At 65.6% G+C, this 24,142-nt stretch carries 25 protein-coding genes and 1 tRNA gene; 21 read left to right on the top strand and 5 right to left on the bottom strand.

Translation table 11 applies throughout. From position 1 onward, the window contains the following. Window positions 1–122 precede the first annotated feature (122 nt). The 10 genes from AB4Y82_RS00270 (at window position 123) to AB4Y82_RS00225 (ending at window position 9,792) form a co-directional block, all read left to right on the top strand. On the top strand, window positions 123–548 hold the full coding sequence (locus tag AB4Y82_RS00270) for a MerR family DNA-binding protein (RefSeq protein ID WP_441603412.1): 426 nt from the start codon (window positions 123–125) through the stop codon (window positions 546–548). Then, window positions 545–2,962 (top strand): heavy metal translocating P-type ATPase, encoded by a 2,418-nt coding sequence (locus AB4Y82_RS00265; protein ID WP_441603411.1) that lies wholly within the window; start codon window positions 545–547, stop codon window positions 2,960–2,962. The genes AB4Y82_RS00270 and AB4Y82_RS00265 overlap by 4 nt, the downstream gene beginning before the upstream one ends. A 98-nt stretch (window positions 2,963–3,060) precedes the next feature. Then, complete coding sequence (locus tag AB4Y82_RS00260; RefSeq protein WP_441603410.1) at window positions 3,061–3,219, top strand: hypothetical protein; 159 nt, start codon at window positions 3,061–3,063, stop codon at window positions 3,217–3,219. A gap of 85 nt (window positions 3,220–3,304) precedes the next feature. Next, window positions 3,305–3,709, top strand: coding sequence for a ketosteroid isomerase-related protein (locus AB4Y82_RS00255; RefSeq protein WP_441603409.1), 405 nt, complete (start codon window positions 3,305–3,307; stop codon window positions 3,707–3,709). A gap of 3 nt (window positions 3,710–3,712) precedes the next feature. Next, the gene (locus AB4Y82_RS00250; RefSeq protein ID WP_441603408.1) at window positions 3,713–4,309 is read left to right on the top strand and encodes a GNAT family N-acetyltransferase; all 597 of its coding nucleotides are present in this window, start codon (window positions 3,713–3,715) and stop codon (window positions 4,307–4,309) included. A gap of 11 nt (window positions 4,310–4,320) precedes the next feature. After that, window positions 4,321–5,613 (top strand): bifunctional tetrahydrofolate synthase/dihydrofolate synthase, encoded by a 1,293-nt coding sequence (folC, locus tag AB4Y82_RS00245; protein ID WP_441603407.1) that lies wholly within the window; start codon window positions 4,321–4,323, stop codon window positions 5,611–5,613. Between the two features lie 61 nt (window positions 5,614–5,674). Continuing rightward, window positions 5,675–6,739: an SPOR domain-containing protein gene (locus AB4Y82_RS00240; RefSeq protein WP_441611061.1), complete on the top strand. Its 1,065-nt coding sequence runs from the start codon at window positions 5,675–5,677 to the stop codon at window positions 6,737–6,739. A 35-nt stretch (window positions 6,740–6,774) separates the two neighbouring features. Beyond that, window positions 6,775–7,380, top strand: coding sequence for a CvpA family protein (locus AB4Y82_RS00235; RefSeq protein ID WP_441603405.1), 606 nt, complete (start codon window positions 6,775–6,777; stop codon window positions 7,378–7,380). A gap of 16 nt (window positions 7,381–7,396) precedes the next feature. After that, on the top strand, window positions 7,397–8,872 hold the full coding sequence (purF, locus tag AB4Y82_RS00230; protein ID WP_046971130.1) for an amidophosphoribosyltransferase: 1,476 nt from the start codon (window positions 7,397–7,399) through the stop codon (window positions 8,870–8,872). 110 nt (window positions 8,873–8,982) lie between these two features. Further along, complete coding sequence (locus AB4Y82_RS00225) at window positions 8,983–9,792, top strand: ferritin-like domain-containing protein (protein WP_441603404.1); 810 nt, start codon at window positions 8,983–8,985, stop codon at window positions 9,790–9,792. A 90-nt stretch (window positions 9,793–9,882) separates the two neighbouring features. Here AB4Y82_RS00225 and AB4Y82_RS00220 read toward each other — a convergent pair. Further along, a tRNA-Pro gene (locus AB4Y82_RS00220) sits at window positions 9,883–9,959 on the bottom strand. 200 nt (window positions 9,960–10,159) lie between these two features. Between AB4Y82_RS00220 and hisS the strand changes: the two genes are divergently transcribed. Both hisS and AB4Y82_RS00210 read left to right on the top strand, forming a co-directional pair. Next, window positions 10,160–11,545 carry a histidine--tRNA ligase gene (gene hisS, locus AB4Y82_RS00215; protein WP_441611060.1) on the top strand — a complete coding sequence of 462 codons (1,386 nt, stop codon included), beginning with the start codon at window positions 10,160–10,162 and terminating at the stop codon, window positions 11,543–11,545. A gap of 88 nt (window positions 11,546–11,633) precedes the next feature. Beyond that, window positions 11,634–13,526, top strand: coding sequence for an HAL/PAL/TAL family ammonia-lyase (locus AB4Y82_RS00210; RefSeq protein ID WP_441611059.1), 1,893 nt, complete (start codon window positions 11,634–11,636; stop codon window positions 13,524–13,526). 125 nt (window positions 13,527–13,651) lie between these two features. Here AB4Y82_RS00210 and AB4Y82_RS00205 read toward each other — a convergent pair whose 3' ends face one another. From AB4Y82_RS00205 to AB4Y82_RS00190, 4 genes are read right to left on the bottom strand one after another with little or no spacing between them, the layout of a single operon-like run. Next, window positions 13,652–14,278: a DUF998 domain-containing protein gene (locus AB4Y82_RS00205; RefSeq protein WP_441603401.1), complete on the bottom strand. Its 627-nt coding sequence runs from the start codon at window positions 14,276–14,278 to the stop codon at window positions 13,652–13,654. A 9-nt stretch (window positions 14,279–14,287) separates the two neighbouring features. Further along, window positions 14,288–15,130, bottom strand: a complete 843-nt coding sequence (locus AB4Y82_RS00200) for an MFS transporter (protein ID WP_441611058.1) — start codon at window positions 15,128–15,130, stop codon at window positions 14,288–14,290. Next, window positions 15,070–15,834 carry an MFS transporter gene (locus AB4Y82_RS00195; protein WP_441611057.1) on the bottom strand — a complete coding sequence of 255 codons (765 nt, stop codon included), beginning with the start codon at window positions 15,832–15,834 and terminating at the stop codon, window positions 15,070–15,072. The genes AB4Y82_RS00200 and AB4Y82_RS00195 overlap by 61 nt, the downstream gene beginning before the upstream one ends. Next, window positions 15,831–16,289 (bottom strand): MarR family winged helix-turn-helix transcriptional regulator, encoded by a 459-nt coding sequence (locus AB4Y82_RS00190; RefSeq protein WP_441603399.1) that lies wholly within the window; start codon window positions 16,287–16,289, stop codon window positions 15,831–15,833. The genes AB4Y82_RS00195 and AB4Y82_RS00190 overlap by 4 nt, the downstream gene beginning before the upstream one ends. A gap of 285 nt (window positions 16,290–16,574) precedes the next feature. Here AB4Y82_RS00190 and AB4Y82_RS00185 point away from each other — a divergent pair, with 285 nt between their 5' ends. The 9 genes from AB4Y82_RS00185 to hisIE are packed head-to-tail and all read left to right on the top strand — an operon-like array spanning window position 16,575 to window position 24,025. Next, window positions 16,575–16,910: a YerC/YecD family TrpR-related protein gene (locus AB4Y82_RS00185; protein WP_441603398.1), complete on the top strand. Its 336-nt coding sequence runs from the start codon at window positions 16,575–16,577 to the stop codon at window positions 16,908–16,910. Beyond that, window positions 16,907–17,800, top strand: coding sequence for an ATP phosphoribosyltransferase (gene hisG / locus AB4Y82_RS00180; protein ID WP_441603397.1), 894 nt, complete (start codon window positions 16,907–16,909; stop codon window positions 17,798–17,800). Before AB4Y82_RS00185 ends, hisG begins: the two co-directional genes overlap by 4 nt. Window positions 17,801–17,827: 27 nt before the next feature. Continuing rightward, complete coding sequence (gene hisD, locus AB4Y82_RS00175) at window positions 17,828–19,135, top strand: histidinol dehydrogenase (RefSeq protein WP_441603396.1); 1,308 nt, start codon at window positions 17,828–17,830, stop codon at window positions 19,133–19,135. Then, complete coding sequence (hisC, locus tag AB4Y82_RS00170; RefSeq protein ID WP_441603395.1) at window positions 19,132–20,229, top strand: histidinol-phosphate transaminase; 1,098 nt, start codon at window positions 19,132–19,134, stop codon at window positions 20,227–20,229. Before hisD ends, hisC begins: the two co-directional genes overlap by 4 nt. Continuing rightward, window positions 20,226–21,290, top strand: a complete 1,065-nt coding sequence (gene hisB, locus AB4Y82_RS00165) for a bifunctional histidinol-phosphatase/imidazoleglycerol-phosphate dehydratase HisB (protein ID WP_441603394.1) — start codon at window positions 20,226–20,228, stop codon at window positions 21,288–21,290. Before hisC ends, hisB begins: the two co-directional genes overlap by 4 nt. Next, window positions 21,290–21,880, top strand: a complete 591-nt coding sequence (hisH, locus tag AB4Y82_RS00160) for an imidazole glycerol phosphate synthase subunit HisH (RefSeq protein WP_441611056.1) — start codon at window positions 21,290–21,292, stop codon at window positions 21,878–21,880. Before hisB ends, hisH begins: the two co-directional genes overlap by 1 nt. Further along, on the top strand, window positions 21,877–22,605 hold the full coding sequence (hisA, locus tag AB4Y82_RS00155; RefSeq protein ID WP_441603392.1) for a 1-(5-phosphoribosyl)-5-[(5-phosphoribosylamino)methylideneamino]imidazole-4-carboxamide isomerase: 729 nt from the start codon (window positions 21,877–21,879) through the stop codon (window positions 22,603–22,605). Before hisH ends, hisA begins: the two co-directional genes overlap by 4 nt. Further along, entirely contained in the window at window positions 22,599–23,369 is a 771-nt protein-coding gene (gene hisF, locus AB4Y82_RS00150) for an imidazole glycerol phosphate synthase subunit HisF (protein WP_441603391.1), read from the top strand. Before hisA ends, hisF begins: the two co-directional genes overlap by 7 nt. Window positions 23,370–23,392: 23 nt before the next feature. After that, window positions 23,393–24,025 (top strand): bifunctional phosphoribosyl-AMP cyclohydrolase/phosphoribosyl-ATP diphosphatase HisIE, encoded by a 633-nt coding sequence (gene hisIE, locus AB4Y82_RS00145; RefSeq protein ID WP_441603390.1) that lies wholly within the window; start codon window positions 23,393–23,395, stop codon window positions 24,023–24,025. Window positions 24,026–24,142: the final 117 nt, after the last annotated feature.

Genomic DNA, 24,142 nt, shown 5'->3' with positions numbered 1-24,142 from the left:
CTGATCACGCGAGCGCCAGGCCCAAAGGCGCCAATGCCGGGGTAAGAGGCTTTGGCCAGCAGGGGCGCCCCGGCGCGGACCGCTTGACTCTGGACCTTGATCAAAGGTCTAGACTTGGTGCCATGAACACTCCCCACACCTCCATGACCATCGGCGCCGTTGCCCGGCGCGTCGGCGTCGCCATCGACACCATTCGCTACTACGAGCGCGAGGGGCTGTTGCCCGAGCCGTTGCGTCGGGCATCGGGTTATCGCAGTTATGACGAAGGAGCGGTGCGGCAGCTGCGCTTTATCCGCCGCGCGAAGGATCTGGGCTTCACGCTCGAGGAGATCCGCGATTTGCTGGCCTTGTCGGCGGATCGCCATCGGGGCGTCAAAGCGGTGAAGAAACGCGCGGAGGAACGGCTGGCCGCCATCGACGAGCGCATCGCCGAACTGACCCGCGTGCGCGATGGCCTGGAACAACTTATCGAGGCATGCCCGGGCCACGGCTCGCCGGATCAATGTCCGATCCTGAAGGCGTTGACCGATCAGGAAGACGAGGCATGAGCGGGGAGAAGCATGCATGCTGCAGCGCCAACGCAGCGGCCGAGCCGGCGGTGATATCGACTTGTTGCGGCACAGACGCGGCAGAGCCCGCACACCACCAGCATGATCACGGCTCATCTCACCACCACGCGCCTGCTTTGAAAGATCCCGTATGCGGCATGACAGTGGATCCGGCCCACGCCAAGCATCACGCCGAACACGGTGGCGCGACCTACTATTTCTGTGCGCAGCGCTGCAAAGAGAAGTTTCTCGCGGAGCCAACGCGCTATTTGAATCCAGTCTCTGAGCCGACGCCGGTCATCGCAGGCGCGATCTACACCTGCCCGATGCATCCGGAAGTGCAGCAGATAGGTCCAGGCCATTGCCCAAAGTGCGGCATGGCCCTGGAACCCATGATGCCCAGCCTCGAAGACGACGGCCACGAATTGCGTGACATGTCGCGCCGCTTCTGGACGCTTGCCGCGTTGACGCTGCCGGTGTTCCTGCTGGCGATGGGGCCGCATCTGTTCGGATGGCAGTTGCCGGCGCCATGGCATGCATGGTCCGCGTGGGCGGAGGCCGTGCTGGCTACCATCGTGGTGTTGTGGGGCGGTGCGCCGTTCTTCGCGCGCGGCTGGCATTCGCTCAATCCGTGGTCGCCGAACATGTACACGCTCATCGCGCTCGGTACAGGCGTGGCGTGGTTCTACAGCGCTGCTGCGTTTCTCATGCCGTCATGGTTCCCTGCGGGGTTTCACGACATGCATGGACGGGTCGGTGTGTATTTCGAATCGGCGGCGGTGATCGTCACCCTGGTCACGCTCGGCGATTTCCTCGAGCTGCGCGCGCGACGCCGCACGGGCGCCGCACTCAAGGCTTTGCTGGGGCTGTCCCCGAAGACGGCGTGGCGCATCGAAGCCGACGGCACCGAACATGATGTGCCGATCGAAGCCGTCCACGCCGGCGATCACTTGCGCGTGCGCCCCGGCGAAAAAGTGCCGGTGGACGGCGTCGTGCTCGACGGCAGCAGCCATGTGGACGAGTCCATGCTCACCGGTGAACCGCTGCCGGTCGCCAAGCGCAAGGGCGAGCCGGTGACGGGCGGCACGGTGAACCAGGATGGCGCGCTGCTCATGCGCGCGGAAAAAGTTGGCGCCGCTACCGTGCTCTCGCAGATCGTGACGCTGGTGGCGCAGGCGCAACGCAGCAAGGCGCCGCTGCAGCGTGTGGCCGACCGCGTGGCCGCCTGGTTCGTGCCTGCCGTGGTCGCGGTGGCGTTGCTGGCCTTCGTGTTGTGGGCTTGGCTCGGGCCCGAGCCCAAGCTTGCCTATGCGTTGATCGCGGCGGTCTCCGTGCTGATCATCGCGTGCCCCTGCGCGCTCGGCCTGGCCACACCGATTTCCATCATGGTGGCGAGCGGTCGCGCCGCGCAGAACGGCGTGCTGTTCCGCGATGCGGCAGCCATCGAATCGCTCCGCGCCATCGACACGCTGGTGGTCGACAAGACCGGCACGCTGACGGAAGGCAAGCCAGCGCTGAAGGTGGTCGTGAGCCTGGGTGAGGTGCCGCGTGCGCAATTGCTTGGCATGGCGGCGGCCCTGGAACGGCTCAGCGAACATCCGCTGGCGCGAGCCATCGTCGTCGGCGCGGAAGCGGAAGGCATCGTCGTGCCGCAGGCCTCGCAATTTCGCAGCGTGACGGGTGCCGGTGTGGAAGGCGAAGTGGACGGACACGCGGTGACGCTGGGCAACCATCGTCTGTTGTCCAATGCCTGCGTGCCGCTCGACGACGAGGTGGGCGCGCGCGCCGATGCCTTGCGCGGCGAAGGGGCCACGGTGATGTTTCTCACCATCGATGGCGCACTCGAAGGCCTCGTCGCCGTGGCCGATCGCATCAAGCACAGCACGCCGCAGGCGCTTGCCGACCTGCGGGCGCAAGGACTGCGCATCGTCATGCTCACCGGCGACAACCTGGCCACGGCCGGCGCCGTCGCCAGTGCGCTTGATCTCGACGAAGTGCATGCGGACATGTCGCCTGCCGAAAAAGCAGAGGTGATCCAGCGTCTGCAGAAACAAGGCCATCGAGTGGCGATGGCCGGCGACGGTATCAACGACGCTCCGGCGTTGGCCGTTGCCGATGTCGGCATCGCCATGGGCGGCGGCACCGATATCGCCATGGAAAGCGCCCAGGTGACCCTGGTGAAGGGCGAGTTGAGCGCCATCGTGCGGGCACTCGCGCTGTCGCGGGCCACCGTGCGCAATATCCGCCAGAACCTGTTCTTCGCCTTCGTCTACAACGCCGTGGGCGTGCCGCTGGCGGCCGGCCTGTTGTATCCGTGGCTGGGCGTGGTGCTGTCGCCGATGGTGGCCGCCCTGGCGATGAGCCTGTCGTCGGTGTCGGTGGTGGGCAACGCGCTGAGGCTGCGGCAGGCGTGATAGTTGTCACCTGCGATGGTTGACGCCGCGCCCTGCCGCCAGAATGGGCGCGGACGGATGATCTCTCCCGCACCGATGGGGTGCGGGGAGACATCATCATGAACGTGATCAACAACTCGCGCAGCACGCTGGAAAAGTACATGCCCTTGCTGGTGGGTTTGCTCGCCGCGTGGCTTGCCGGCAAGGCGATCAAGAAAATGTTCTGGACCGCGTTCGGCATGTATTGGGCGCTGAAGGCGACGGGCATCCACTTCTGAGTCGCGGCGTGCATGACCAAGGGCAGGGCATGATAGGTGGCGATACATGCTTTAAGCTGTGCGCCCCTTGCCCCAGGAAACCGCCATGTCCGCCAGCATCGCCTTGATCGCCCGTTATTACGATGCGTTCAATCGCGGCGACTGGGAGGCCATGCTCGACTGCCTCACCGAGGACGTGGCGCACGACATCAACCAGGGCCATCGCGAAACCGGGCGCGACACCTTCCGTGCCTTCCTCGCGCGCATGAATCGAAGCTACCGCGAAGAGCTGCGCGATATCGTGCTGATGGAGAGCGCTGACGGCGCGCATGCCGCAGCGGAATACATTGTCCATGGTCAATATCTCGCCGACGACGAAGGCCTGCCGCCGGCCCGCGGCCAGCGTTATGTGCTGCCGGGCGGGGCCTTTTTCGAGATACGCGATGGTCGCATTGCGCGCATCAGCAACTATTACAACCTGTCCGATTGGATCGCGCAGGTATCTGGCTGAGCCATGGGCGTGCGCATCCTCACCAGTGTCGGCGAGGCGGTAAGGCCGCACCTGGAAGCATTGGCGCGCCTGCGCATCTCGGTGTTCCGCGACTATCCGTATCTGTACGACGGCGACATGGCGTACGAGCAGCGCTATCTGGAAGCGTACGCGCGCTCGCGACGCAGCGTGTTCGTGCTGGCACTCGATGGCGACGATGTCGTGGGCTGCTCCACCGGCATTCCGCTGGTCGACGAAGTGCCCGCCATCCAGCAGCCGTTCGTGGCGCGCGGGATGGTGCTGGGCGACGTGTACTATTTCGGCGAATCGGTGTTGTTGCCGGCGTATCGCGGGCAAGGCATCGGCCACCGTTTCTTTGATGCGCGCGAACACCACGCGCGCTCCCAGCCGGGTTATCGATGGACGGCGTTCTGCGCCGTGGAACGCGCCGGCAACGATGCACGCCAGCCGCCCGGATACCGACCCAACGACGCGTTCTGGCGCAAGCGCGGCTACCAGCGGCAGGACGATATGTTCTGCGAGCTGGACTGGACCGAGCTCGACGCGCTCACGCCTACTACTCATCTTCTGCGTTTCTGGCTGCGTCCGTTGGACGCATGAATACGGCACCTATGACCCGCACTCTCGACGAATGGCTGTCCTACCAGGAACGCGTAAATGTGCGCAGCATCGAGCTGGGCCTCGATCGCGTGCGCGCCGTATGGGAACGCATGGGCGCTCCTGCGCCGGCGCGCCGCGTCATCACGGTGGGCGGCACCAACGGCAAGGGCTCCACCGTCGCGATGCTCGAGGCCATGCTGAGCGCCGCGGGCCAGCGCGTGGGCTGTTACACCTCGCCGCATCTGCTGCGCTACAACGAACGCATCCGCATCGACGGACATGAAGCGCACGACGAAGCCCTGGTCGCCAGTTTCGAGCGCATCGAGGCGGCGCGCGGCGAAATCTTGCTGACCTATTTCGAGTTCGGCACGCTGGCCGCACTGGATCTGTTTGCGCGCGCCGGCCTGGACCTAGCGGTGCTCGAAGTCGGTCTGGGTGGCCGACTTGATGCGGTGAACATCATCGACGCCGACGTGGCCGTGATCACCACGGTCGATCTCGATCACATGGATTGGCTGGGCCCGGACCGCGACAGCATCGGCGGGGAAAAGGCGGGCATTGCGCGGGCGGGGCGCCTGGCCGTAGTCGGTGAAGCCGATCCGCCGTCGGGTCTGCTGCAGGCGCTGGAACGTATCGGCGCAAACGTCGAGCGAGCCGGCGTGGAATTCAGCGTGGAGCGACTATCGTCCGGCTGGCAGTGGCGTCATCGCGATGGCACGACGTGGACGCTGCCCGATCCCGCGCTGGCCGCACCCGTGCAATACGCGAATGCGGCTGCAGCCATTGCCGCGCTGTACGGCTTGCAACAACAAGATGCGGTGCTGGCGACGAAGGATCTCGCGCTTGCCGCCGCGATCGGCGTGCGGACCGCCCAGGTAGCGGCGCGACTGCAGGTGCTGGCAGGCGATCCCGCCCTGGTGGTGGACGTGGGCCACAACCCGCAGGCGGCACGTGCGTTGGCCGAGTGGCTGGATGCGCGTCCCGGCATCCGTGTGCATGCCGTCTATGGCGCTCTGTCCGACAAGGATGTGGCCGGCGTGATCGGCGCGCTGGGCACGCGCATCGCGCACTGGCATCTGGCCGGGCTGGCTCAGGACTCGCCGCGCGGACTGACTGCCGAAGCGCTGGCCGAGCAGCTGACGGCTGTGCTGCCCGGTGCTGGCTATGAGGTCCATGCCGACGTCGGCACTGCACTGAAGGCGGCGCGATCTTCAGCCAGGCCCGGCGAATGCGTGCTCGCTTTCGGCTCGTTTTTCGTCGCGGCGGCGGTGCTTGCTGAATCGGGTGGGGCCGATTCGGCATGAGCGGCAGCTGGCCCGGCTATAATCGCCCCGTTCTCGCTTCCCCGCCCGCTTGGAGCCCGTCTTGAAAACACGTCTGCTGGGAGCTGCCGTTCTCATCGCGTTGGCTGTGCTGTTTGTGCCGATGTTCATCTCCAGCAACCCGCCGACCACCAGTGGCGACGAATCGGTGAGCCTGGCGATCCCGCCGGCACCCGATCGCGACCTGCAGACCAAGACCATGAGCCTGACGCCGGGCGCGGCTCCCGCTTCCACGGCAGCGGCGGCGCCCAAGCCGGTCGTGCCGGCACCGGCGGCCACGGCCACCCCGGTGGGCTCGTCTGATCAGCTGGCGACGGTGAATATCGGTTCCAACCGTCCCAAGGACGTGGAAACCGACCCCACCGCCGGCCAGAAGCCTGAACCCACCACCGTGACGCGCCCGGGCTCCAGCGCCTCCCAGCCGGTGATCCCGGTGCAGGGCAAGGCCGCGACCGGCGTGACGGGTTCGGCCACCACCACGGCCGGCAAGGCCACCACGCCGGCCGCCATTCCTGCCCAGCAGGAACCGGCCATGCCGCCGGCGACTGCCGCGCACGGTGCGTATTCGCTCAATCTCAGCGCCTATGCGTCCAGCGCCAGCGCCCAGAGCCTGATCCAGCGCGTGCGCGGTTTGGGTTACCCGGCTTCGGGTCGCTCCATCAATCAGGGCGGCAAGCAGCTGACGATGGTGACGGCCGGTCCGTTCGAATCCCGCGCCGCCGCCGAAGCGGCACGCCTGAAGATCACCCAGACCATCCCGGGAGCGCCGGCACGCCTGGAAGGCAGCGCCTCCACGCCCACCCAGGACGATGCACCGGCAGCCAAGCCGGCAACGCCTGCGGCCAATACGGCAGCGGCGCCCGCATCGCATCCCGGCGGCTGGGCCGTGCAGGTGGCCGCCATGGGCAGCCAGAACGACGCCAATGCGCTGCGCGACAAGCTGCGCGCCAACGGCTTCGATGGTTACGTGGATACGGTCAATGCCAACGGCAAGCAGCTGTGGCGCGTGCGTGCGGGTCCGCAGACCCAGCGCGCCGATGCCGTGCGCGTGCGTGACCAGATCAAAAGCAAGCTGGGCGTGGACGGCAACGTCGTCACCGCTCCGTGAACTTCAACCTGAACCAGCGACGGTAAGGTGACCCGGTGAATTGGGCCGATTACATCATTCTTGCCGTACTGGGCGTCTCGGTCTTGATTGGCCTGTGGCGCGGCCTCATTTCCGAGGTGTTGGCGCTGGCCATCTGGATCGTCGCGTTCTGGGTGGCCTGGACCTACGGGCCCAGCGTGGCGGCGTATTTCGAACACAGTATCCAGCTGCCGTCGGCGCGGATCCTGGTGGGCTACGGCCTTTGTTTCATCGTGGTGCTGATCGTGGGTGCGCTGCTGCGCTTCCTGGTGAGCAAGCTGGTGGAAAGTACCGGGTTGTCCGGCACCGACCGCCTGCTTGGCATGGTGTTTGGTTTCGTGCGCGGCGTGCTGCTGGTGACGCTGGCGGTGTTCCTGCTCGGGTTTACCGCGTTCACGCGCGATCCTTGGTGGCACGATTCGGTGTTATTGCCGCAGTTCAAGGGAATGGCTGCGTGGCTGGGTGAGCGCGTGCCGGACAACGTCCGTCACTACCTCAATCCGCAGCCCCTGCTAGACCATTTACCCGCCTTGCCAGCGGGCATGCCAGGCGCTTCGCCAGCGACTGGACATGAAACCCATCCCGCGACCGCAACCACGGCCGCTCCGGCAGCGACTTTCTAATACAGGCTTTCAAACCATGTGCGGAATCATCGGCATCGTCGGCACCAGTGAGGTCGCCGCGTCACTTTATGACGGTTTGACCGTGTTGCAGCACCGTGGCCAGGACGCCGCCGGCATCGCCACGGTGGATGGCGCGCGCCTGCGCCTGCACAAGGGCAACGGCCTGGTGCGCGACGTGTTCAACCAGACCTCGATGAGCGGCCTGCGTGGCCGCATCGGCATCGGTCATTGCCGCTATCCCACGGCCGGTTCCGAAGGCTCGGCCGAGGCGCAGCCGTTCTATGTGAACTCGCCTTACGGCATCGCGTTCGCCCACAACGGCAACCTGGTCAACACCGAACAGCTGCGTCGCGAGATGTTCGAAGACGACCGCCGCCACATCAACACCGACTCCGATTCCGAAGTGCTGCTCAACGTGCTGGCGCACGAGCTGCAGATCCAGGATCGGATGGCGCTCACGCCCGACCACATCTTCAAGGCGGTAGCCGGCGTGCATCAGCGCGCAGCTGGTGGTTATGCGTGCATCGCCCTGGTGCTGGGTTACGGCCTGCTAGCGTTCCGTGATCCGAACGGCATCCGTCCGTTGGTGCTGGGCGAGCGCGTGACGCCGGAAGGCCGCGAATACGCCGTGGCGTCCGAGTCGGTGGCGCTGGATATCCTGGGCTTCAAGCGTCTGCGCGACCTGGACCCGGGCGAAGCCGTCATCATCACCGACGATGGCCAGCTGCATGCGCGCCATTGCTCCGAAGGCGCCACGCACGCGCCGTGCATCTTCGAATACGTGTATCTCGCCCGTCCGGACTCGATGATCGAGAACGTGTCGGTGTACAAGGCGCGCCTTCGCATGGGCCAGAAGCTGGCGGAGAAAATCCTGCGCGAGCGCCCGGACCACGGCATCGAGGCAGTGATCCCGATCCCCGACACCGCGCGCACCGCGGCTTCCGCCCTGGCCGAAGCGCTGGGCGTGCCGTTCCGCGAGGGCTTCGTCAAGAATCGCTATATCGGCCGCACCTTCATCATGCCGGGGCAGGGCGAGCGCGTGAAATCCGTGCGCCGCAAGCTCAATCCGGTCGAGCTGGAATTCCGCAAGAAGAACGTGCTGCTGGTGGACGACTCCATCGTGCGCGGCACCACTTCGCGCCAGATCATCCAGATGGCCCGCGAGGCCGGCGCGCGCAACGTGTACTTCGCCTCCGCCGCACCGCCGGTGCGCTACCCGAACGTGTACGGCATCGACATGCCGGCCGCGTCCGAGCTGGTGGCTTCCGGTCATTCGGAGAAGGAAGTGGAGAAGGTGCTCGGCGCCGACTGGCTGATCTACCAGGATCTGAAGGACCTGGTGTGGGCCGTGCAGGACGGCAACGAGAACCTCAAGCACTTCGACACCTCGTGCTTCTCCGGCGAATACGTCACCGGCCTGGACAAGCAGTATCTGCAGCAGATCGAAATGCTGCGCTCGGACGACGCCAAGGCGGCTCGCCGCAGCGCGTAAGTACGGTCTGCCTCTGCTACCCCTGTGGGAGCGCACCCTGTGCGCGACTGCCTCGACGCAACGTGTCGCATGTCGCGCACAGGGTGCGCTCCCACAGTAAAGTCATAGCGATGACCGACCTCCACGCTGCCGCCAAGCGCTGCCTCGACGCCACCGATCCCGCGGAAAAGCTGCGCCTAACACACGCCACCTGGGAAGCGTTCCTCGCCGGCGAATTGCGCCCCGATGACGCATCGCCCGCGCCCGAGCCGATCGGCGCGCCAGGCCGGCCCGAGTTGCCCCGCCTGGTACCGCAACGACAAGTGCCGCACCGCGGCCTCGGTTCCAACGAGGGGCGCGCCGCGCTGGTACACGCCGTCGCGCATATCGAATTCAACGCGATCAATCTCGCCTGGGATGCTGTCTACCGCTTTCGCGGCAAGCCGTCGGCCTACTACCGCGACTGGGCCAGCTGCGCGAACGACGAAGCACGCCACTTCACGCTGTTGTCTGGCCGACTGGCCGAGCTAGGCCACGCCTATGGCGACTTCGACGCGCACAACGGCCTGTGGGAAATGGCCGAAAAAACCGCCCACCACGACACCGCGCGCATGGCGCTGGTGCCGCGCGTGCTGGAGGCACGTGGTCTGGACGTGACGCCGAGCATGATCGAGCGCCTGCGCTCGGTGGGCGACGATCGCACCGTAGCCATACTCGAAGTGATCCTGCGCGAGGAAGTGGCCCACGTGGCGGCAGGCACACGCTGGTTCCGCCACTGCTGCGAACGCGACGGGCTGGAGCCGCGCGAGACCTTCCTCGACCTGCTGCGCGACTATATGGGTCCCACCCTGCGCGGCCCGTTCAACCGGCCGGCGCGGTTGGAAGCGGGTTTCGATGAGGAAGAGCTCGATCGCCTCACCGAGCTTGCGCTGCAATCCTGAGCTTGGCCGGTGCGGATGCGAGCGGCTGAGCGCGCTACGCCGGGCGGGCAATAAAAAAGCCGGCACTGGGCCGGCTTTTTCATCGAATTTTGGTCGGGGTGACATGATTCGAACATGCGACTTCTACGTCCCGAACGTAGCGCTCTACCAGGCTGAGCTACACCCCGTGGGAGCCGCGTATCTTAATGACACCTCGGAGGCTTGGCAACAGTTGCACGGAAAATTTTCGTCACAAACGTCGGTCGGCGCGTCGCAGGGCGATTGAGCAGGGTCTTGGGGCGGCCTTCTGCTAATCTATGCGGCTCTGTCGGACAGGTTGCCAACCGGCGTTTGCCGACGTTTTTCACACCGCTAAGCAGAGGACTTCATGGCGCTTACCCAGGCCCGCACCATGCCCGGCGTGCTCGAGCTGCTGCCGCTCGACCAGATCGCGTTCCAGCGCATGCTCGACGTGATCCGCCGCAACTATGAGCGCTTCGGTTTTCTGCCGGTGGAAACGCCGGTGATGGAGTTCTCCGACGTGCTGCTCACCAAGACGGGCGGTGAGACCGAGCGCCAGGTGTATTTCGTGCAGTCCACCGGCGCCTTGAACAACGCCGACAAGGGCGAGGGCGTACCCGAACTGGCCCTGCGCTTCGACCTCACCGTGCCGCTGGCGCGCTATGTGGCCGAGCACGAGCGCGATCTGTCGTTCCCGTTCCGCCGCTACCAGATGCAGCGCGTCTACCGCGGCGAGCGTGCCCAGCGTGGCCGCTTCCGCGAGTTCTACCAGTGCGACATCGACGTGATCGGCAAGGACAGCCTGTCGGTGCGTTACGACGCCGAGCTGCCCGCGGTGATCTACAGCGTGTTCCGCGAACTGAACGTCGGCGCGTTCACCATCCAGCTCAACAACCGCAAGCTGATGCGCGGCTTTTTCGAAAGCCTGGGCGTGGTCGATGGCGAACAGCAGACCCTTGTGCTGCGCGAAGTGGACAAGCTCGACAAGCGCGGCGCCGATTACGTGCGCGACACGCTGATCGCCGAGCCGTTCGGGCTGAGTGCCGAGACCGCGCAAAAGATCCTCGACTTCGTGCAGGTGCGTTCCACCTCGCTGCAGGACGCGTTGGACAAGCTCGACGCACTCGGCCCTGGTCCTGAAACGATGGAGCAGGGCCGCGCCGAGCTGAAGGAAGTGCTGCTGCTGATCCATGCGTTCGGCGTGCCGGAATCGCATTACGCCTTGAATCTGTCGATCGCGCGCGGCCTGGACTATTACACCGGTACCGTCTACGAGACGACGCTCAACGATCATCCGCAGATCGGTTCGGTCTGCTCCGGTGGCCGCTACGAAAACCTCGCCGGCCAGTACACCAAGTCGCACCTGCCGGGCGTGGGCATTTCCATCGGTCTCACCCGCCTGTATTGGCAGCTGCGTGATGCAGGGCTGATCGGCACCGCGCGCAGCACGGTCGATGTGCTGGTGACCCAGATGGATCCGGCGCAGCTGCCGGCTTATCTGGCGGTGGCCAGCGAACTGCGCGGCGCCGGCATCGCCACCGAAGTGGTGCTCGATGGCGGCAAGCTCGGCAAGCAATTCAAGTACGCCGATCGCGCCGGCATCCGCTTTGTGATCGTGCTGGGCGAAGACGAGCTGGCCAAGGGCGTGGTGACGGTCAAGGATCTGCGTCGCGAAGACCAGTTTGAAGTGGCCCGCGCCGATCTCATCAAGACTTTGCGCGTGGAACTGGCGCAGGCCGAAATCGGCGCCTGAGCGCGGTTCGCTTTCATCAGATGCCGCCGCAGCCGCCAGGCGCGGCGGCTGACATAGACTTCAAGGCCCGTCCGGGCTGGAGCCAAGCATGACCGCAAAGACGATACTCCTGGACGGCAACAGCCTCACGCGCGACCAGCTGGTCGCGGTAGCCCGACAGGGGCTGCGCGTGGAGCTGGATGAAGCTCAGCTCAAGCGCGTGCAGCGCGCGGCCGATTTCCTCGCCGACAAGGTGAGCTGCGGCGAACCGACCTATGGCGTCACCACCGGTTTCGGCAGCAATGCCGACAAGCTGCTGGGCGCGCATCGCCTGCGCGATGAGCTGCCCGGTGGCAATCCCGACAAACCCGAAGGCACGCTGCTGGAAGAACTGCAGCACAACCTGATCACCACGCATGCAGTGTGCGTCGGCAAGCCGTTCGCGCCGGAAGTGGTGCGCGCCATGCTGGTGATCCGCATCAACACGCTGATGCGCGGCCATTCGGGCATCCGCGTTGAAACGCTGAAGGCGCTCACCGCGATGCTCAATGCCGGCGTCGTGCCGGTGGTGCCGGAGAAGGGTTCGGTGGGCGCCAGTGGCGACTTGGCGCCGCTGTCGCATCTGGCCATCGTGTTGCTGGGCGGTGGCGAAGCGTTCTATCAGGGCGAGCGCCTGGATGGCGCACAGGCGCTCAAGCGCGCCGGCCTCACGCCGATCCGCCTGTCTTTCAAAGAAGGTCTGGCGCTGAACAACGGCACGGCGCAGATGCTGGCGACTGCAGCGCTCGCGCTCGATGAGCTCGAGCACTTGCTGGAGCTCGCCGATCTTGCTGCCGCGATGACGCTGGATGCATTCGCTGGCCGCAGCGGCGCCTTGCGTCCGGAAGTGCACGCGCTGCGTCCGCATCCGGGCCAGGTGGACGCGGCCGCCCACGTGCGCGAGCTGCTCACGGGCAGCACCCTGGTCGATATTCCCTATCACCTGGTGCCACGCTTCAAGCAGTGGTCGGCCGAGGCGTGGGCCGATCCCGCCGATCAGGTACTCACCTTCGATATCGGCTGGGACTGGGTGCCGGCCAACCAGCGTCATGGTCGCGAAGCGTTCTACGCCCGCTTCCTGCCGTTCAAGGGCGGCAAGAAGCACCAGCCGCAGGACGCCTATTGCCTGCGCTGCATGCCGCAGGTGCATGGCGCCGTGCGCGACGCCTGGGCGCAGGCCTGCCGCGTGATCGACGTGGAACTGAACTCCGTCACCGACAATCCGCTGATCTTCCCCGATGCCGAGGACGCCCAGTTCATCGAGGAGCAGGTGATCTCCGCCGGCCACTTCCACGGCATGCCGCTGGCCTTGGCCATGAGCTATGTGAAGGCGGCCATCCCGGTGCTCGCTTCGATCTCCGAGCGTCGCCTCAACAAGCTGGTCGACCCGGCCACCAATGATGGTCTGCCGGCGTTTCTTACCGGCAACGAGGATGGCACCGATTCCGGCTTCATGATCGTGCAGTACACCGCCGCCGCACTGGTGAACGATCTGGCCACGCGCGCGCATCCGGCCAGCGTGTACTCCGTACCGACCAGCGCGAATGCGGAAGATCACGTGTCGATGGGCGCCAATGAAGCGCGTCACGTGCTCGAGATGATGGAAGATCTCGGCTATGTGCTGGCGATGGAGCTGTACACCGCCGCCCAGGCGCTGGATTTCCGCCAGGCCATGCTCAACGCCGCGCGCCGTCTTGCTTCGCGTGGCGACTGGCAGGCCCTGGCCGGCAAGGTGGCCAACGCGCCGCGCGAAGATCATGCGCATTACGCGCAGTTCGTGGAAGAGGTGCAGCAACTCACCGCGGCGCTGACCAATGTCGGTGATTTCCATGCGGGAGAAGCTGTGCGCAAGGCTCACGATGCCTTGCGTCGACGCATTGATTTCATGCCGCGCGACCGGGCGATGGATGGCGATGTCCGCACGATTTGCGAGTTGGTGCGGCAGCGGGTGTTTGCCAAGTAAGCGTCTAAAGAAAGGGTCGCTCAGGCGGCCTTTTTTTTGGGTGGGTTTGGGCGGATTGAGTCGCGCACAGGGTGCGCTCCCACAGGGCTGGCCGAACCTCTGTGGGAGCGCACCCTGTGCGCGACTCAATCCAGCGACGAGCTCACCCGCCACAATTGCCGCGCCACCCAGGCAAGCCACAGCAGTATCAACACGATCAGCGCCTTCTGCGTGAGTCCTGGCGGCAATCCTTTCCACAGCGCCAAGACCCACATCTGCACGAAAGAAAGCCATGCCAGCGCAACGCCGAGATATCGACCGTTTCGCATATGCGCATCGCGCAGCCAGCGTGTCGACAGCACCAGCATGGCGACCACAAGGCACAGGAAGGTGGTTTGCGCTGCTTGACCATGGATGAGGCGCGCGAGATCTTCCCTGGGCGTGTGCTCGTACAGCACCGTCCCTGCGACCACCGGCAGCGCCAGTGCGGCGAGAAGGAAGAGGGTGCTCGCCAGGCCGCTGCGCAGGTCTGCGCGCGTGGCTTGGAAGCTCGACCACGCGAGGCACGCCAGCGCACTCGCCATCAGATAGTAAGCGCCACGCAGCCAGCCGCCGCCTGCGCCACGCAGATACGCGCTCAATGGCATGGCGACTGGATCGAGGTCCGTGCGCGTCACTTGCAGCACGCCAGCCGCCATCGCGAACGCGATCACGACGAAAGCTATCCATCCGGCCGATAGCGCCAGCGATGTGTTTTGCCGCGAAGCGATCATGCGGTTCCTTTAGTCGGCGGCAGGAGTGGGCGCCCGGTGATGATGATCGCTCAACGGCACCTCCGGCAGCAGCAGGATCAGCACGAAGGCGCACGCCACGATGCACGCGCCCAAGGTGAAGGTGGAGGCAATCGCATGGCGATACATTTGCACCGCGGCATCGGTAACCTGATGCAGCAACGCATGGTCCGCCATGCCGCCGCCCTCGGGCGTCATGCTCACGACCGGCGCTGCTGCACTGCCGTGGCTGCGCAGCTGCCAGGCGAGGATGGCGCCCGATCCCGCCACGCCAACCAGGCCGCCGAGCGAACGGAAGAAGGTGAGCGTGGCCGTGCCAACGCCGCGATGAATCTGCGCCAGGGCGCTCTGCACCGCAATCGTCACGTTCGGCATCACCAGGCCCAGACCCAATCCCAGCGCAAAGATGGAGGGCTCGATGATCGCCAGGCTTTGCGCGGTGGCCGCGCTCCACGCCAGCACACCGAACGCCAGCGTCGCCAGCGCGAGTCCTGCCACCACGGTGGGCTTGTAGCGCCCTGCGCGCATCAGCACGCGTCCATTGAACAGTGAAGAGAGCGCGATACCTATCATCATCGGCCCGGTGAGCAGCCCGGAGGTTGCCGGGCTCACGCCCATCACCAGCTGGAAGAACAGCGGGAAGAACAGGCTCGCGCCCATCAACCCCATGAAGGTCAGCGCCATCACCAGGCTGGCGATCACGAACAGGCGATTGTGGAACAGGTCCAGCGGCAATACCGGTTCGGGTTCGCGCTTCACGTGCCGCACGAACATCACGCCGGTGGCCAGCGCAAGGCGCTGAGCGTCATGATCGGCGTCGACGTCCACGGCCATTGGCCGCCGCCCAGCGTGAGCACCAGCAGGAGCGCGACCGTGCAACTCGTCATCAGCAAGGAGCCGAGATAGTCGATGCGTCGCGCATGCAGCGGCGTGTATTGCCTCAGTGTGCGGCTGATGATCACGAACGCCACCGCGCCCACGGGCAGATTGACGAAGAAGATCCAGTGCCAGGACAGCAGGTCGGTGATGACGCCGCCCAGCACCGGGCCTACCACGCTGCACAGCGCAAAGATGCCGGCCACCACGCCTTGTCGTTTGCCGCGCTGTGTGGGCGGCACCATGTCGCCAATAATGATCTGCGCCAACGGCAGCAGGCCGCCGGCGCCCACGCCCTGGATGGCGCGGAACACGATCAGTTCGAGCAGGTTGTTCGCTGCGCCGCACAGCACGGAGCCGAACAGGAACATGAAGATGGCGAAGTAGAGCACCGGCTTGCGGCCGTATTGATCGCTCAGCTTGCCGTACAGCGGCATAGTGGCCGTGGACGCGAGGATGTACGAGGTGACCACCCACGACAGATGGCTCATGCCGCCCAGGTCACTCACGATGCGGGGAAGGGCAGTGGCGACAATGCTTTGATCGATCGCGCCCAGCGCAAGCACGATCACCAGGCCGGCAAAGACGCGGCGGATCTCGTGCTCGGTGGCGGGATGGATGGTGTCCGTGGATGCCGCGAGAGTGGCGCTGGGAGTGCTCATGCGTCGATGTCGTTCAATTCGATGTCGTTCAAGGCGGGAAGCGCGGCCCAAAGCGCAGCGCGTGACGAGGGCGGGAGCTGCAGCAGCGCCTTGGTGAGCTGGTCGGTGCGGCGCCGGCGCTTGGCCTCGATCACGGCACGACCATGCGCCGTGGCCACCAGGCCCACACGCCGCCGGTCGCCGTCGGCAGGCTCGGTGCGCTTCACCAGGCCGGCGGCCACCATGCTGTTGATATGCCCGGTCATGGTGGGGCTGCGCAGGCCTTCCAGCTGGGCCAGTTCGCCCACGCCGATGCCCGGGTTCTCCAAGACGTGCAGCAGCAAGGGGAGTTGTACCAGCGAGATGTCCTGGTGATCCGAGTGGCGGCGCAGCTGGCGAAAGAGCCGGCGCAGTGCCGGTCGCAACTGCTCGGCCAGTTCGCGGGCATCGCCTTCGGTGGACGGCTTCTGGCTCATGGGCGGCTTGGCTGGGTGGATAGATAGGCTACCTATCTAATTTAGCGCAGATCGGGCCGGGTGGCGAGTGCGGTGGTCGGGGCAGGGTTGCGTCCGAGTCAGCTACAGAGGGCGTCAATTGGCCCGGAAGCCGCTCCGGGCGAGCGAAACCGCGGCGGCCTTCCGCAAGATGTTGCCGGCCGGAGGGGTGTCCAGGGCCCTGTTTGTGGCCGTCGCGGCGCGGGGTTGCCCCGGCGGTCCGACGCACGTATCATCTGTTCCACTGTATTAACGCATTAGTACATTATGAAGCGCCGATCGATCGATCCCGAGCAACCTGCCGAGTCCGCCGAGCTGAGTCTGTGCGAGGCGCTGCTGTCGTTGAAGAACGCCGAGGAAATGTCGGCCTTCCTGCATGACCTGTGCACCCCCGCCGAACTCGAAGTCATGGTGGACCGCTGGCGCGTGGTGCCCTACCTGCTTGATGGCGTGTCGTATCGCGAAATCCACGAACGCACCGCCGTGAGCATCACCACCATCGGACGCGTTGCGCGCTATCTCAACCAGGGCAGTGGCGGCTATCTCGCTGCGGCGGCCCGCGCGGCGCGTCGTCGTGCAGCGACCAAGAAGGCAAAGGCATGAAACCGCGCGACCGACTGCGCATCGCGATGCAGAAATCCGGCCGTCTCACTGAACCGGCACTGGAATTGCTCAACCGCTGCGGCCTCACCTTCCGCCAGAGCCGCGACAAGCTGTTCTGTTTTGGCGAAGGCGAGCCCGTGGACCTGTTGCTGGTGCGCGATGACGACATCCCCGGCCTGATCGCGCAGGGCGTGTGCGATCTGGGCATCGTGGGCCGCAATGTGCTGAGCGAATACCGCCTCACCGGTGGCCTGGACGGTCCGGCGCTGGCCGAATGGCGGCCGCTGGGTTTCGGGCGTTGCCGCCTCTCGGTGGCCGTGCCGCAGGATCTGGATTATCGCGATGCCTCGCAGTTGCAGGGCAAGCGCATCGCCACGTCGTATCCGGGGCTGCTGGGCGAGTGGCTGCGCGAGCGCGGCATCGATGCCGGCGTGGTCACGCTGGCCGGTTCGGTGGAAATCGCGCCACGCCTGGGTACAGCCGATGCCATCTGCGATCTCGTGCAGAGCGGCGGCACCCTGGTTGCCAATCAGTTGCGCGAAGCGGATGTACTGCTGGAGAGCGAAGCCGTGCTGGCGGGGCCGCAGGCCCTGCCCACGGACGAGCGCGGCGACATGATCGAGCTGTTGCTAAAGCGCCTCGACGGCGTCATCCAGGTGCGCGAGTCGCGCCTGCTGTTGCTGCAGACCTCGCGTGGCGCGCTCGAGGCCGTGATCCGGCTCCTGCCCGGCGGTCCCCAGCCGACTCTGCTGCCGGTGGCGGGGCAACCGGATCAGCTCATGTTGCAGGCGCTGTGCGCCGGCGAGGTCAGCTGGCGCCAGCTGGAAGAGATCAAGAAGGCAGGTGCGCGCGAGATGTTCGTGCTGCCGGTCGAGAAAATGCTTGCGTGATGCAAGTGCAATGAACGAGCCCACCGTATGAACCGTCTAGATTGGAATGCCCTGGATACGCAGGCGCAGCGCGCGGCGCTGTCGCGACCGGCGCAGTCGCGCGCCGAGAGTTTGCGCACCGGCGTGGAGCAGATCGTTGCGCGTGTACGCGCGGACGGCGATCTGGCGCTGCGTGAACTCACCGCCAAGCTCGACCGCTGCGAGCTGCACGCCATCGAGGTCACCGAGCAGGAATGGCGCGAGGCAGAAGCTCGTCTGGCGCCGGTACTCAAGGCCGCCATCGAGGAAGCCGCCTCACGCATCGACGCTTTTCACCGCGCTGCCGCGCCGCAACCCGTCGCACTGGACACCGCCAGCGGGGTGCGGGTGGAACGCATGCTGCGCCCGATTGGTCGCGTGGGCTTGTACGTTCCTGCCGGTAGCGCGCCGCTGCCGTCCACGGCCTTGATGCTCGGCGTGCCAGCGCGCATCGCCGGTTGCGCGGAAGTGGTGCTGTGCTCGCCCGCGCGCCCCGATGGGCGTTGCGATGATGCGGTGCTATACGCCGCGCGCATCACCGGCGTACACCGCGTGTTCAAGCTGGGCGGTGCACAGGCGATCGCCGCCATGGCCTATGGCACCGAATCCGTGCCCAAGTGCGACAAGCTGTTTGGTCCGGGCAACGCCTGGGTGACCGAAGCGAAGCTGCAGGTATCGGGCGATCCCGAGGGTGCTGCCATCGATATGCCGGCCGGCCCATCCGAAGTGCTGGTGATAGCCGACGAGCAGGCCAACGCCGCATTCGTGGCCGCCGATCTGTTGTCGCAGGCCGAACACGGGCCGGACTCGCAGGTGATCCTGCTCAGCCCGTCCGCGTCGCTGCTGGATGCCGTAGAGAAGGAAGTGGCCAGTCAATGCGCCGCCTTGCCACGCGCGGAGATTGCCGAAAAGGCACTGGCGCAGAGTCGCTTGATCGCCGTGTCGTCGCTGGCGCAGGCGGTGCAGGTGAGCAACCGATACGCGCCCGAACACTTGATCCTCCAGGTGAACGAGCCACGCGCCTTGCTCGATGCCGTGCAAAGCGCAGGTTCGGTCTTCCTTGGCGCCTGGACGCCGGAGTCCGTGGGTGACTATTGCAGCGGCAGCAACCACGTATTGCCGACCTATGGCTATGCGCGCAGCTATAGCGGCGTCTCCGTGGCGAGCTATCAGAAGCAGATCACCGTGCAGGAGCTGTCGCCGGAAGGACTGCGCACCATTGGTCCATGCACGGCCACCTTGGCCGCCGCCGAGCAGCTGGAAGCCCATCGCCGTGCCGTGACGCTGCGCCTTGCGGCGCTGGAGGATGCGGCATGAGCGTGCTCGACCTGGCCCGCCCCGAGATCCGCGCGCTGCAGCCGTATTCGTCGGCGCGCATGGAAGCGAGCGGCGGCCGCATTTTCCTCAATGCGAATGAATCGGCCTGGGCGCCGCCGGGTGATGGCGATCTGGCGTGCAACCGTTATCCCGATCCTCAGCCCGTCGATCTGGTGGAAGCGTTAGCGCGCCTGTACGGTGTGGATCCCGCGCAGATCATCGTAGGGCGCGGCAGCGACGAAGTCATCGACCTGCTGGTGCGCGCGTTCTGCCGCGCCGGTGAAGATGCGATCGCGATCCAGCCCCCCACATTCGGCATGTATGCGGTGAGCGCCCAGATTCAGAACGCCGGCATCGTAGCCGTGCCATTGCAGGCGGATTTCACGCTGGATGTGGATGCGGTGCTCGCCGCCGTCACGCCAGCGGTGAAGCTGGTGTTCGTGTGCACGCCGAACAATCCGACGGGGCAGTTGGTGCCCTTGCGTGACGTGACGCGTCTTGCTCAGGCGCTGGCCGATCGCGCGCTGCTGGTGGTGGATGAGGCCTATCTCGAATTCTCTGATGCGCCCAGTGCGGCCTCGCTGGTGAACCAGTTCGACAACCTCGCCGTGCTGCGCACGCTGTCGAAGGCATGGGCGCTGGCAGGCGCACGCATCGGCAGCCTGGTGGCCAACGAGGCCGTCATCGGCTTGCTTCGAAGCATCATCGCGCCTTATCCCTTGCCGCGCCCCTGTGTGGCATTGGCCATGCAAGCCCTGTCTGACGAGGGGCAGGCCGCAGCTCGTTCGCATATGGCCATCGTGCGCGAACAGCGTGAACGCATGCGTCGCGCGCTTGCGGAAATGCCTGGCGTCCGCGAAGTACTCCCTTCGCACGCCAATTTTCTGGCCATCCGCCACGATGACGCCGCCGCCGTCTATCAGTGCCTGCGAGACGCCGGCATCCTGGTGCGAGACATCCGCCGCTATCCGCGGCTGGGCGACGCACTGCGCATCACCGTTGGCTTGCCTGAAGAGAACGACCGGGTGCTCGAGGTGCTGCAGCAGACAGCGACGGCAACAGTGGACGGATCAGCCTCAGGACAACGTGCATGAGCCGCAAGATTCTCTTTATCGATCGCGATGGCTGCCTGATCGAGGAGCCGGAAGATTTCCAGATCGACAGCTTTGAAAAATTCGCCCTGCTGCCTGGCGTGATCGCTGCCTTGCAGCGCTGCGTGGCCGCCGGCTACGAGCTGGTGATGGTGACCAACCAGGATGGCCTGGGCACCGGCAGTTTTCCCGAAGAGGATTTCATCGGACCGCATGAACTGCTGATGCGCATCCTTGCCTCGCAAGGTATCAAGATCAGCGAGGTGCTGATCGACCGCAGCTTCCTGCATGAGCGCAAGGACACCCGCAAACCCGGCATTGGCATGATGCGCCACTACCTGGCGGACGACGGCTGGAGTCGCGCGGCATCGGCCATGGTCGGCGATCGCGAGACCGACCTGCAGTTCGCCGCCAACATGGGTGTACGCGGCTTCCAGGTGGGTTCCAATGGCCTCGGCTGGGACGAGGTCGCGCACCTGTTGCTCGACGCGCCGCGCCGGGCAACCGTGGAGCGCAACACGCGCGAAACGCGCATCGCGGTGAGCGTGAATCTGGACCAGACCGCGGAACCGCAGATCCACACCGGCCTGGGCTTCTTTGACCATATGCTGGAACAGATCGGCAAGCATGGCGGCTTCGCCCTCGCGCTGCGCTGCGACGGCGACACGCATATCGATGAGCATCACACCATCGAAGACTGCGCGCTGGCGCTTGGGCAGGCCTTGCGCCAGGCGCTGGGCGACAAGCGCGGCATTGGCCGCTACGGTTTCGTGCTGCCCATGGACGAAGCGCAGGCGAGCGCGGCGCTGGATCTGTCCGGGCGTCCGTATTTCGTCTTCGAAGGCCAGTTCCCGCGTGAACGCGTGGGCGATATTCCTACCGAACTGATTCCGCATTTCTTTCGATCCTTGTGCGAAACGCTGGGCGCCAATCTGCATCTGAGCGTGCAGGGCGACAATGCGCACCACATGGTGGAAGCCTGCTTCAAAGTGGTGGCGCGCGCCCTGCGTCAGGCGATACGACGCGAAGGCAGCGAGCTGCCCAGCACCAAGGGAGCACTGTGATGAGCGTGGTGCTGGTCGATGCCGGCGGCACCAATATCGGCTCGGTGCGCTATGCGTTGCAGCGCCTGGGTGTGGAGTCGTCGCTCACTGCGGATGCCGACACCATTCGCATGGCCGACAAGGTGATCCTGCCGGGCGTGGGCGCAGCAGGTCCCGGCATGGCGCGTATGCATGAGCTCGGCTTGGTGGCGCTGATGCGTTCGCTGACGCAGCCGGTGCTGGGCGTATGCCTGGGCATGCAATTACTGTGTGAGCATTCGGAAGAGGGCGATACCGCGTGCCTCGGGGTGATACCTGCGACCGTGCGCCGCTTCACCGAGCAACCGGGCCTGCGCGTGCCACACATGGGCTGGAACCGCCTGCAGCGCCAACGTGAGCATGCTCTGCTGGATGGCCTGGACGACGGCGACTGGGCCTACTTCGTGCACAGCTATGCGGTACCCGCGGGCGACTACGCCCTGGCTCTCACCGATTTTGGGGGCGACTTCAGCTCGGTCATCGCACGCGGCAACTTCCACGGCATGCAGTTTCACCCGGAGCGTTCGGCCAAGGTCGGCGCCCGTCTGCTGAAGAACTTTCTCGAACTATGAGCTTTACCGTCATCCCCGCCATCGATTTGCGCGCTGGCCGCGTCGTCCGCCTCAAGCAGGGCGACTACGAGCAGCAGACGACGTATGACGTCGATCCGCGTTCGCTTGCCCGCGACTACGCGCAAGCGGGCGCCCAATGGTTGCATCTGGTGGATCTGGACGGTGCCCGCGGCGGCAGCCTGGAAAATCTCGCGGTGATCGAGGCGATTGCCAGCGACGGCATGCATATCCAGGCTGGCGGCGGCGTTCGAAGCGAAGCTGACGTGCAGCGGCTGTTCGACGCCGGTGTGTCGCGCGTGGTCCTTGGAAGCCTGGCGATTCGCGATCCGGTGATGGTGGAAGGATGGCTCGCGGCGCGCGGCGTCCATCGCTTCACGCTGGCCTTGGACACCTTGTATCGCGACAGCGCCTGGCGCTTGCCCAGCGCCGGCTGGACGGAGACGGAGTCCAGCACGCTGGACGAGCTCGCGCCGTGGTATGCACAGCGCGGCGCCAAACACCTGCTGTGCACCGATATCGATCGCGACGGCATGCTCGCCGGCTTCAATCTCGACTTGTACCGCTATCTGGCAGCAACGGTGCCGACGATGGCGGTGCAGGCCTCCGGCGGCGTCCGCTCGCTCGATGACATCCGGGCCGCACGCGATGCAGGCGCGAAGGGCGTCATCCTTGGTCGTGCGCTGCTCGAAGGCCGCTTCACCGTGAAGGAGGCACTGGCATGCTGAGTCGTCGCATCATTCCCTGCCTCGATGTGCGCGACGGCAAGGTCGTGAAGGGCGTGCGCTTCCGCGATCACGTGGTGATGGGTGAGATCGTGGATCTGGCGCTGCGCTATCGCGACGAAGGCGCGGACGAACTGGTGTTCTACGACATCACCGCCAGTCCGGAAGGGCGCAGCGTCAATCGCGGCTGGGTCGAGCGGGTCGCCAGCGTCATCGATATTCCGTTCTGCGTCGCGGGCGGTATTCGCAGCGTGGAAGAAGCGCGTGCCGTGCTGCATGCGGGCGCGGACAAGATCTCGGTCAATTCGCCGGCGCTGGAGCGCCCCGATCTTATCGACGAGCTGGCCGCAGCGTTCGGCGTGCAGTGCGTGGTGGTCGGCATCGACAGCCTGCGCGATGCAGATGGGGAGTGGCATGTGCGCCAGTACACCGGCGATCCCTCGCGCACGCAGGCGTTGCCGCGACGCACGCTGGACTGGCTGGTCGAAGCCCAGCAACGCGGCGCCGGCGAGATCGTGCTCAATTGCATGGGCAGCGATGGTGTGCGCCAGGGCTACGATCTGGAGCAGCTTGCCGCCGTGCGCAAGTTTTGCCTGGTGCCGTTGATTGCGTCCGGCGGCGCCGGCACGCCGGAACATTTTCGCGATGCCTTCCTCACCGCCGACGTCGACGGTGCGCTGGCCGCCAGCGTATTCCACTCCGGCGCCATTGCCATTCCCGCGCTCAAGCAGTCGCTTGCTGCGTGGGGCGTCGCTGTACGCACGTAACCACGCCATATCCGGTAATCACCATGAACGCCACTACGCTCGATCCCGACCAACTCGACTGGAACAAAGGCGACGGCCTGTTGCCCGCCATCGTCCAGCATTGGCTGACGGGCGAGGTGCTGATGCTGGGGTATATGAATGCCGAGGCCTTGGAGGCGACCCAGCGCATCGGCCAGGTCACTTTCTACAGCCGCAGCAAGCAGCGCCTGTGGACCAAGGGCGAATCGTCCGGGCATGTGCTGACGCTCAAATCGGTGCGCATGGACTGCGATGCCGATACGTTGCTGCTGCAAGCCGCGCCGCATGGACCGACCTGCCACAAGGGCACCAGCAGTTGCTTCGGCGAAGAAGTGCGACCGCCCTTGGGTTTCCTTGCTGAACTGGATGCGTTGATCGAGCAGCGACACACGCAGCGTCCCGCTGGCAGCTATACCACCAAGCTGTTTGAAGGCGGCATACGTCGCATGGCGCAGAAAGTGGGCGAGGAGGGCGTGGAGACGGCGCTTGCCGCCGTGGCGCAGGACGACGAAGCCTTGCTCAGCGAAGCGGCCGATTTGATCTACCACCTCACGGTGACGCTGCGGGCCCGCGGACTAGGCCTTTCCGACGTATCCGCCGTGCTTGCCCAGCGACATGCGACGAGTGTGTCGTCATAACCTCCCGGGAATGAGCCGCTTCACAACTGCACGGTTGGCTAGCACGGCCTTAACGGCTGCTGTGATTTCTTGTTACCCCATGCATTGACGTGCTTGCACTGCATGCGGCACGAAGCC

It is taken from the genome of Dyella sp. 2YAF14 (assembly GCF_052114725.1).
GTDB lineage: Bacteria > Pseudomonadota > Gammaproteobacteria > Xanthomonadales > Rhodanobacteraceae > Dyella.
The sequence above is the reverse complement of the archived record's forward strand: the minus strand, read 5'-3'. Positions and strand labels throughout refer to the sequence as shown.

Coding starts and splice junctions, on each gene's coding strand:
- AB4Y82_RS00270 (WP_441603412.1), top strand. CDS start 123: ATGAACACTCCCCACACCTCCATGACCATCGGCGCCGTTGCCCGGCGC.
- AB4Y82_RS00265 (WP_441603411.1), top strand. CDS start 545: ATGAGCGGGGAGAAGCATGCATGCTGCAGCGCCAACGCAGCGGCCGAG.
- AB4Y82_RS00260 (WP_441603410.1), top strand. CDS start 3,061: ATGAACGTGATCAACAACTCGCGCAGCACGCTGGAAAAGTACATGCCC.
- AB4Y82_RS00255 (WP_441603409.1), top strand. CDS start 3,305: ATGTCCGCCAGCATCGCCTTGATCGCCCGTTATTACGATGCGTTCAAT.
- AB4Y82_RS00250 (WP_441603408.1), top strand. CDS start 3,713: ATGGGCGTGCGCATCCTCACCAGTGTCGGCGAGGCGGTAAGGCCGCAC.
- folC (WP_441603407.1), top strand. CDS start 4,321: ATGACCCGCACTCTCGACGAATGGCTGTCCTACCAGGAACGCGTAAAT.
- purF (WP_046971130.1), top strand. CDS start 7,397: ATGTGCGGAATCATCGGCATCGTCGGCACCAGTGAGGTCGCCGCGTCA.
- AB4Y82_RS00225 (WP_441603404.1), top strand. CDS start 8,983: ATGACCGACCTCCACGCTGCCGCCAAGCGCTGCCTCGACGCCACCGAT.
- hisS (WP_441611060.1), top strand. CDS start 10,160: ATGGCGCTTACCCAGGCCCGCACCATGCCCGGCGTGCTCGAGCTGCTG.
- AB4Y82_RS00210 (WP_441611059.1), top strand. CDS start 11,634: ATGACCGCAAAGACGATACTCCTGGACGGCAACAGCCTCACGCGCGAC.
- AB4Y82_RS00205 (WP_441603401.1), bottom strand. CDS start 14,278: ATGATCGCTTCGCGGCAAAACACATCGCTGGCGCTATCGGCCGGATGG.
- AB4Y82_RS00200 (WP_441611058.1), bottom strand. CDS start 15,130: ATGGCCGTGGACGTCGACGCCGATCATGACGCTCAGCGCCTTGCGCTG.
- AB4Y82_RS00195 (WP_441611057.1), bottom strand. CDS start 15,834: ATGAGCACTCCCAGCGCCACTCTCGCGGCATCCACGGACACCATCCAT.
- AB4Y82_RS00190 (WP_441603399.1), bottom strand. CDS start 16,289: ATGAGCCAGAAGCCGTCCACCGAAGGCGATGCCCGCGAACTGGCCGAG.
- AB4Y82_RS00185 (WP_441603398.1), top strand. CDS start 16,575: ATGAAGCGCCGATCGATCGATCCCGAGCAACCTGCCGAGTCCGCCGAG.
- hisG (WP_441603397.1), top strand. CDS start 16,907: ATGAAACCGCGCGACCGACTGCGCATCGCGATGCAGAAATCCGGCCGT.
- hisD (WP_441603396.1), top strand. CDS start 17,828: ATGAACCGTCTAGATTGGAATGCCCTGGATACGCAGGCGCAGCGCGCG.
- hisC (WP_441603395.1), top strand. CDS start 19,132: ATGAGCGTGCTCGACCTGGCCCGCCCCGAGATCCGCGCGCTGCAGCCG.
- hisB (WP_441603394.1), top strand. CDS start 20,226: ATGAGCCGCAAGATTCTCTTTATCGATCGCGATGGCTGCCTGATCGAG.
- hisH (WP_441611056.1), top strand. CDS start 21,290: ATGAGCGTGGTGCTGGTCGATGCCGGCGGCACCAATATCGGCTCGGTG.
- hisA (WP_441603392.1), top strand. CDS start 21,877: ATGAGCTTTACCGTCATCCCCGCCATCGATTTGCGCGCTGGCCGCGTC.
- hisF (WP_441603391.1), top strand. CDS start 22,599: ATGCTGAGTCGTCGCATCATTCCCTGCCTCGATGTGCGCGACGGCAAG.
- hisIE (WP_441603390.1), top strand. CDS start 23,393: ATGAACGCCACTACGCTCGATCCCGACCAACTCGACTGGAACAAAGGC.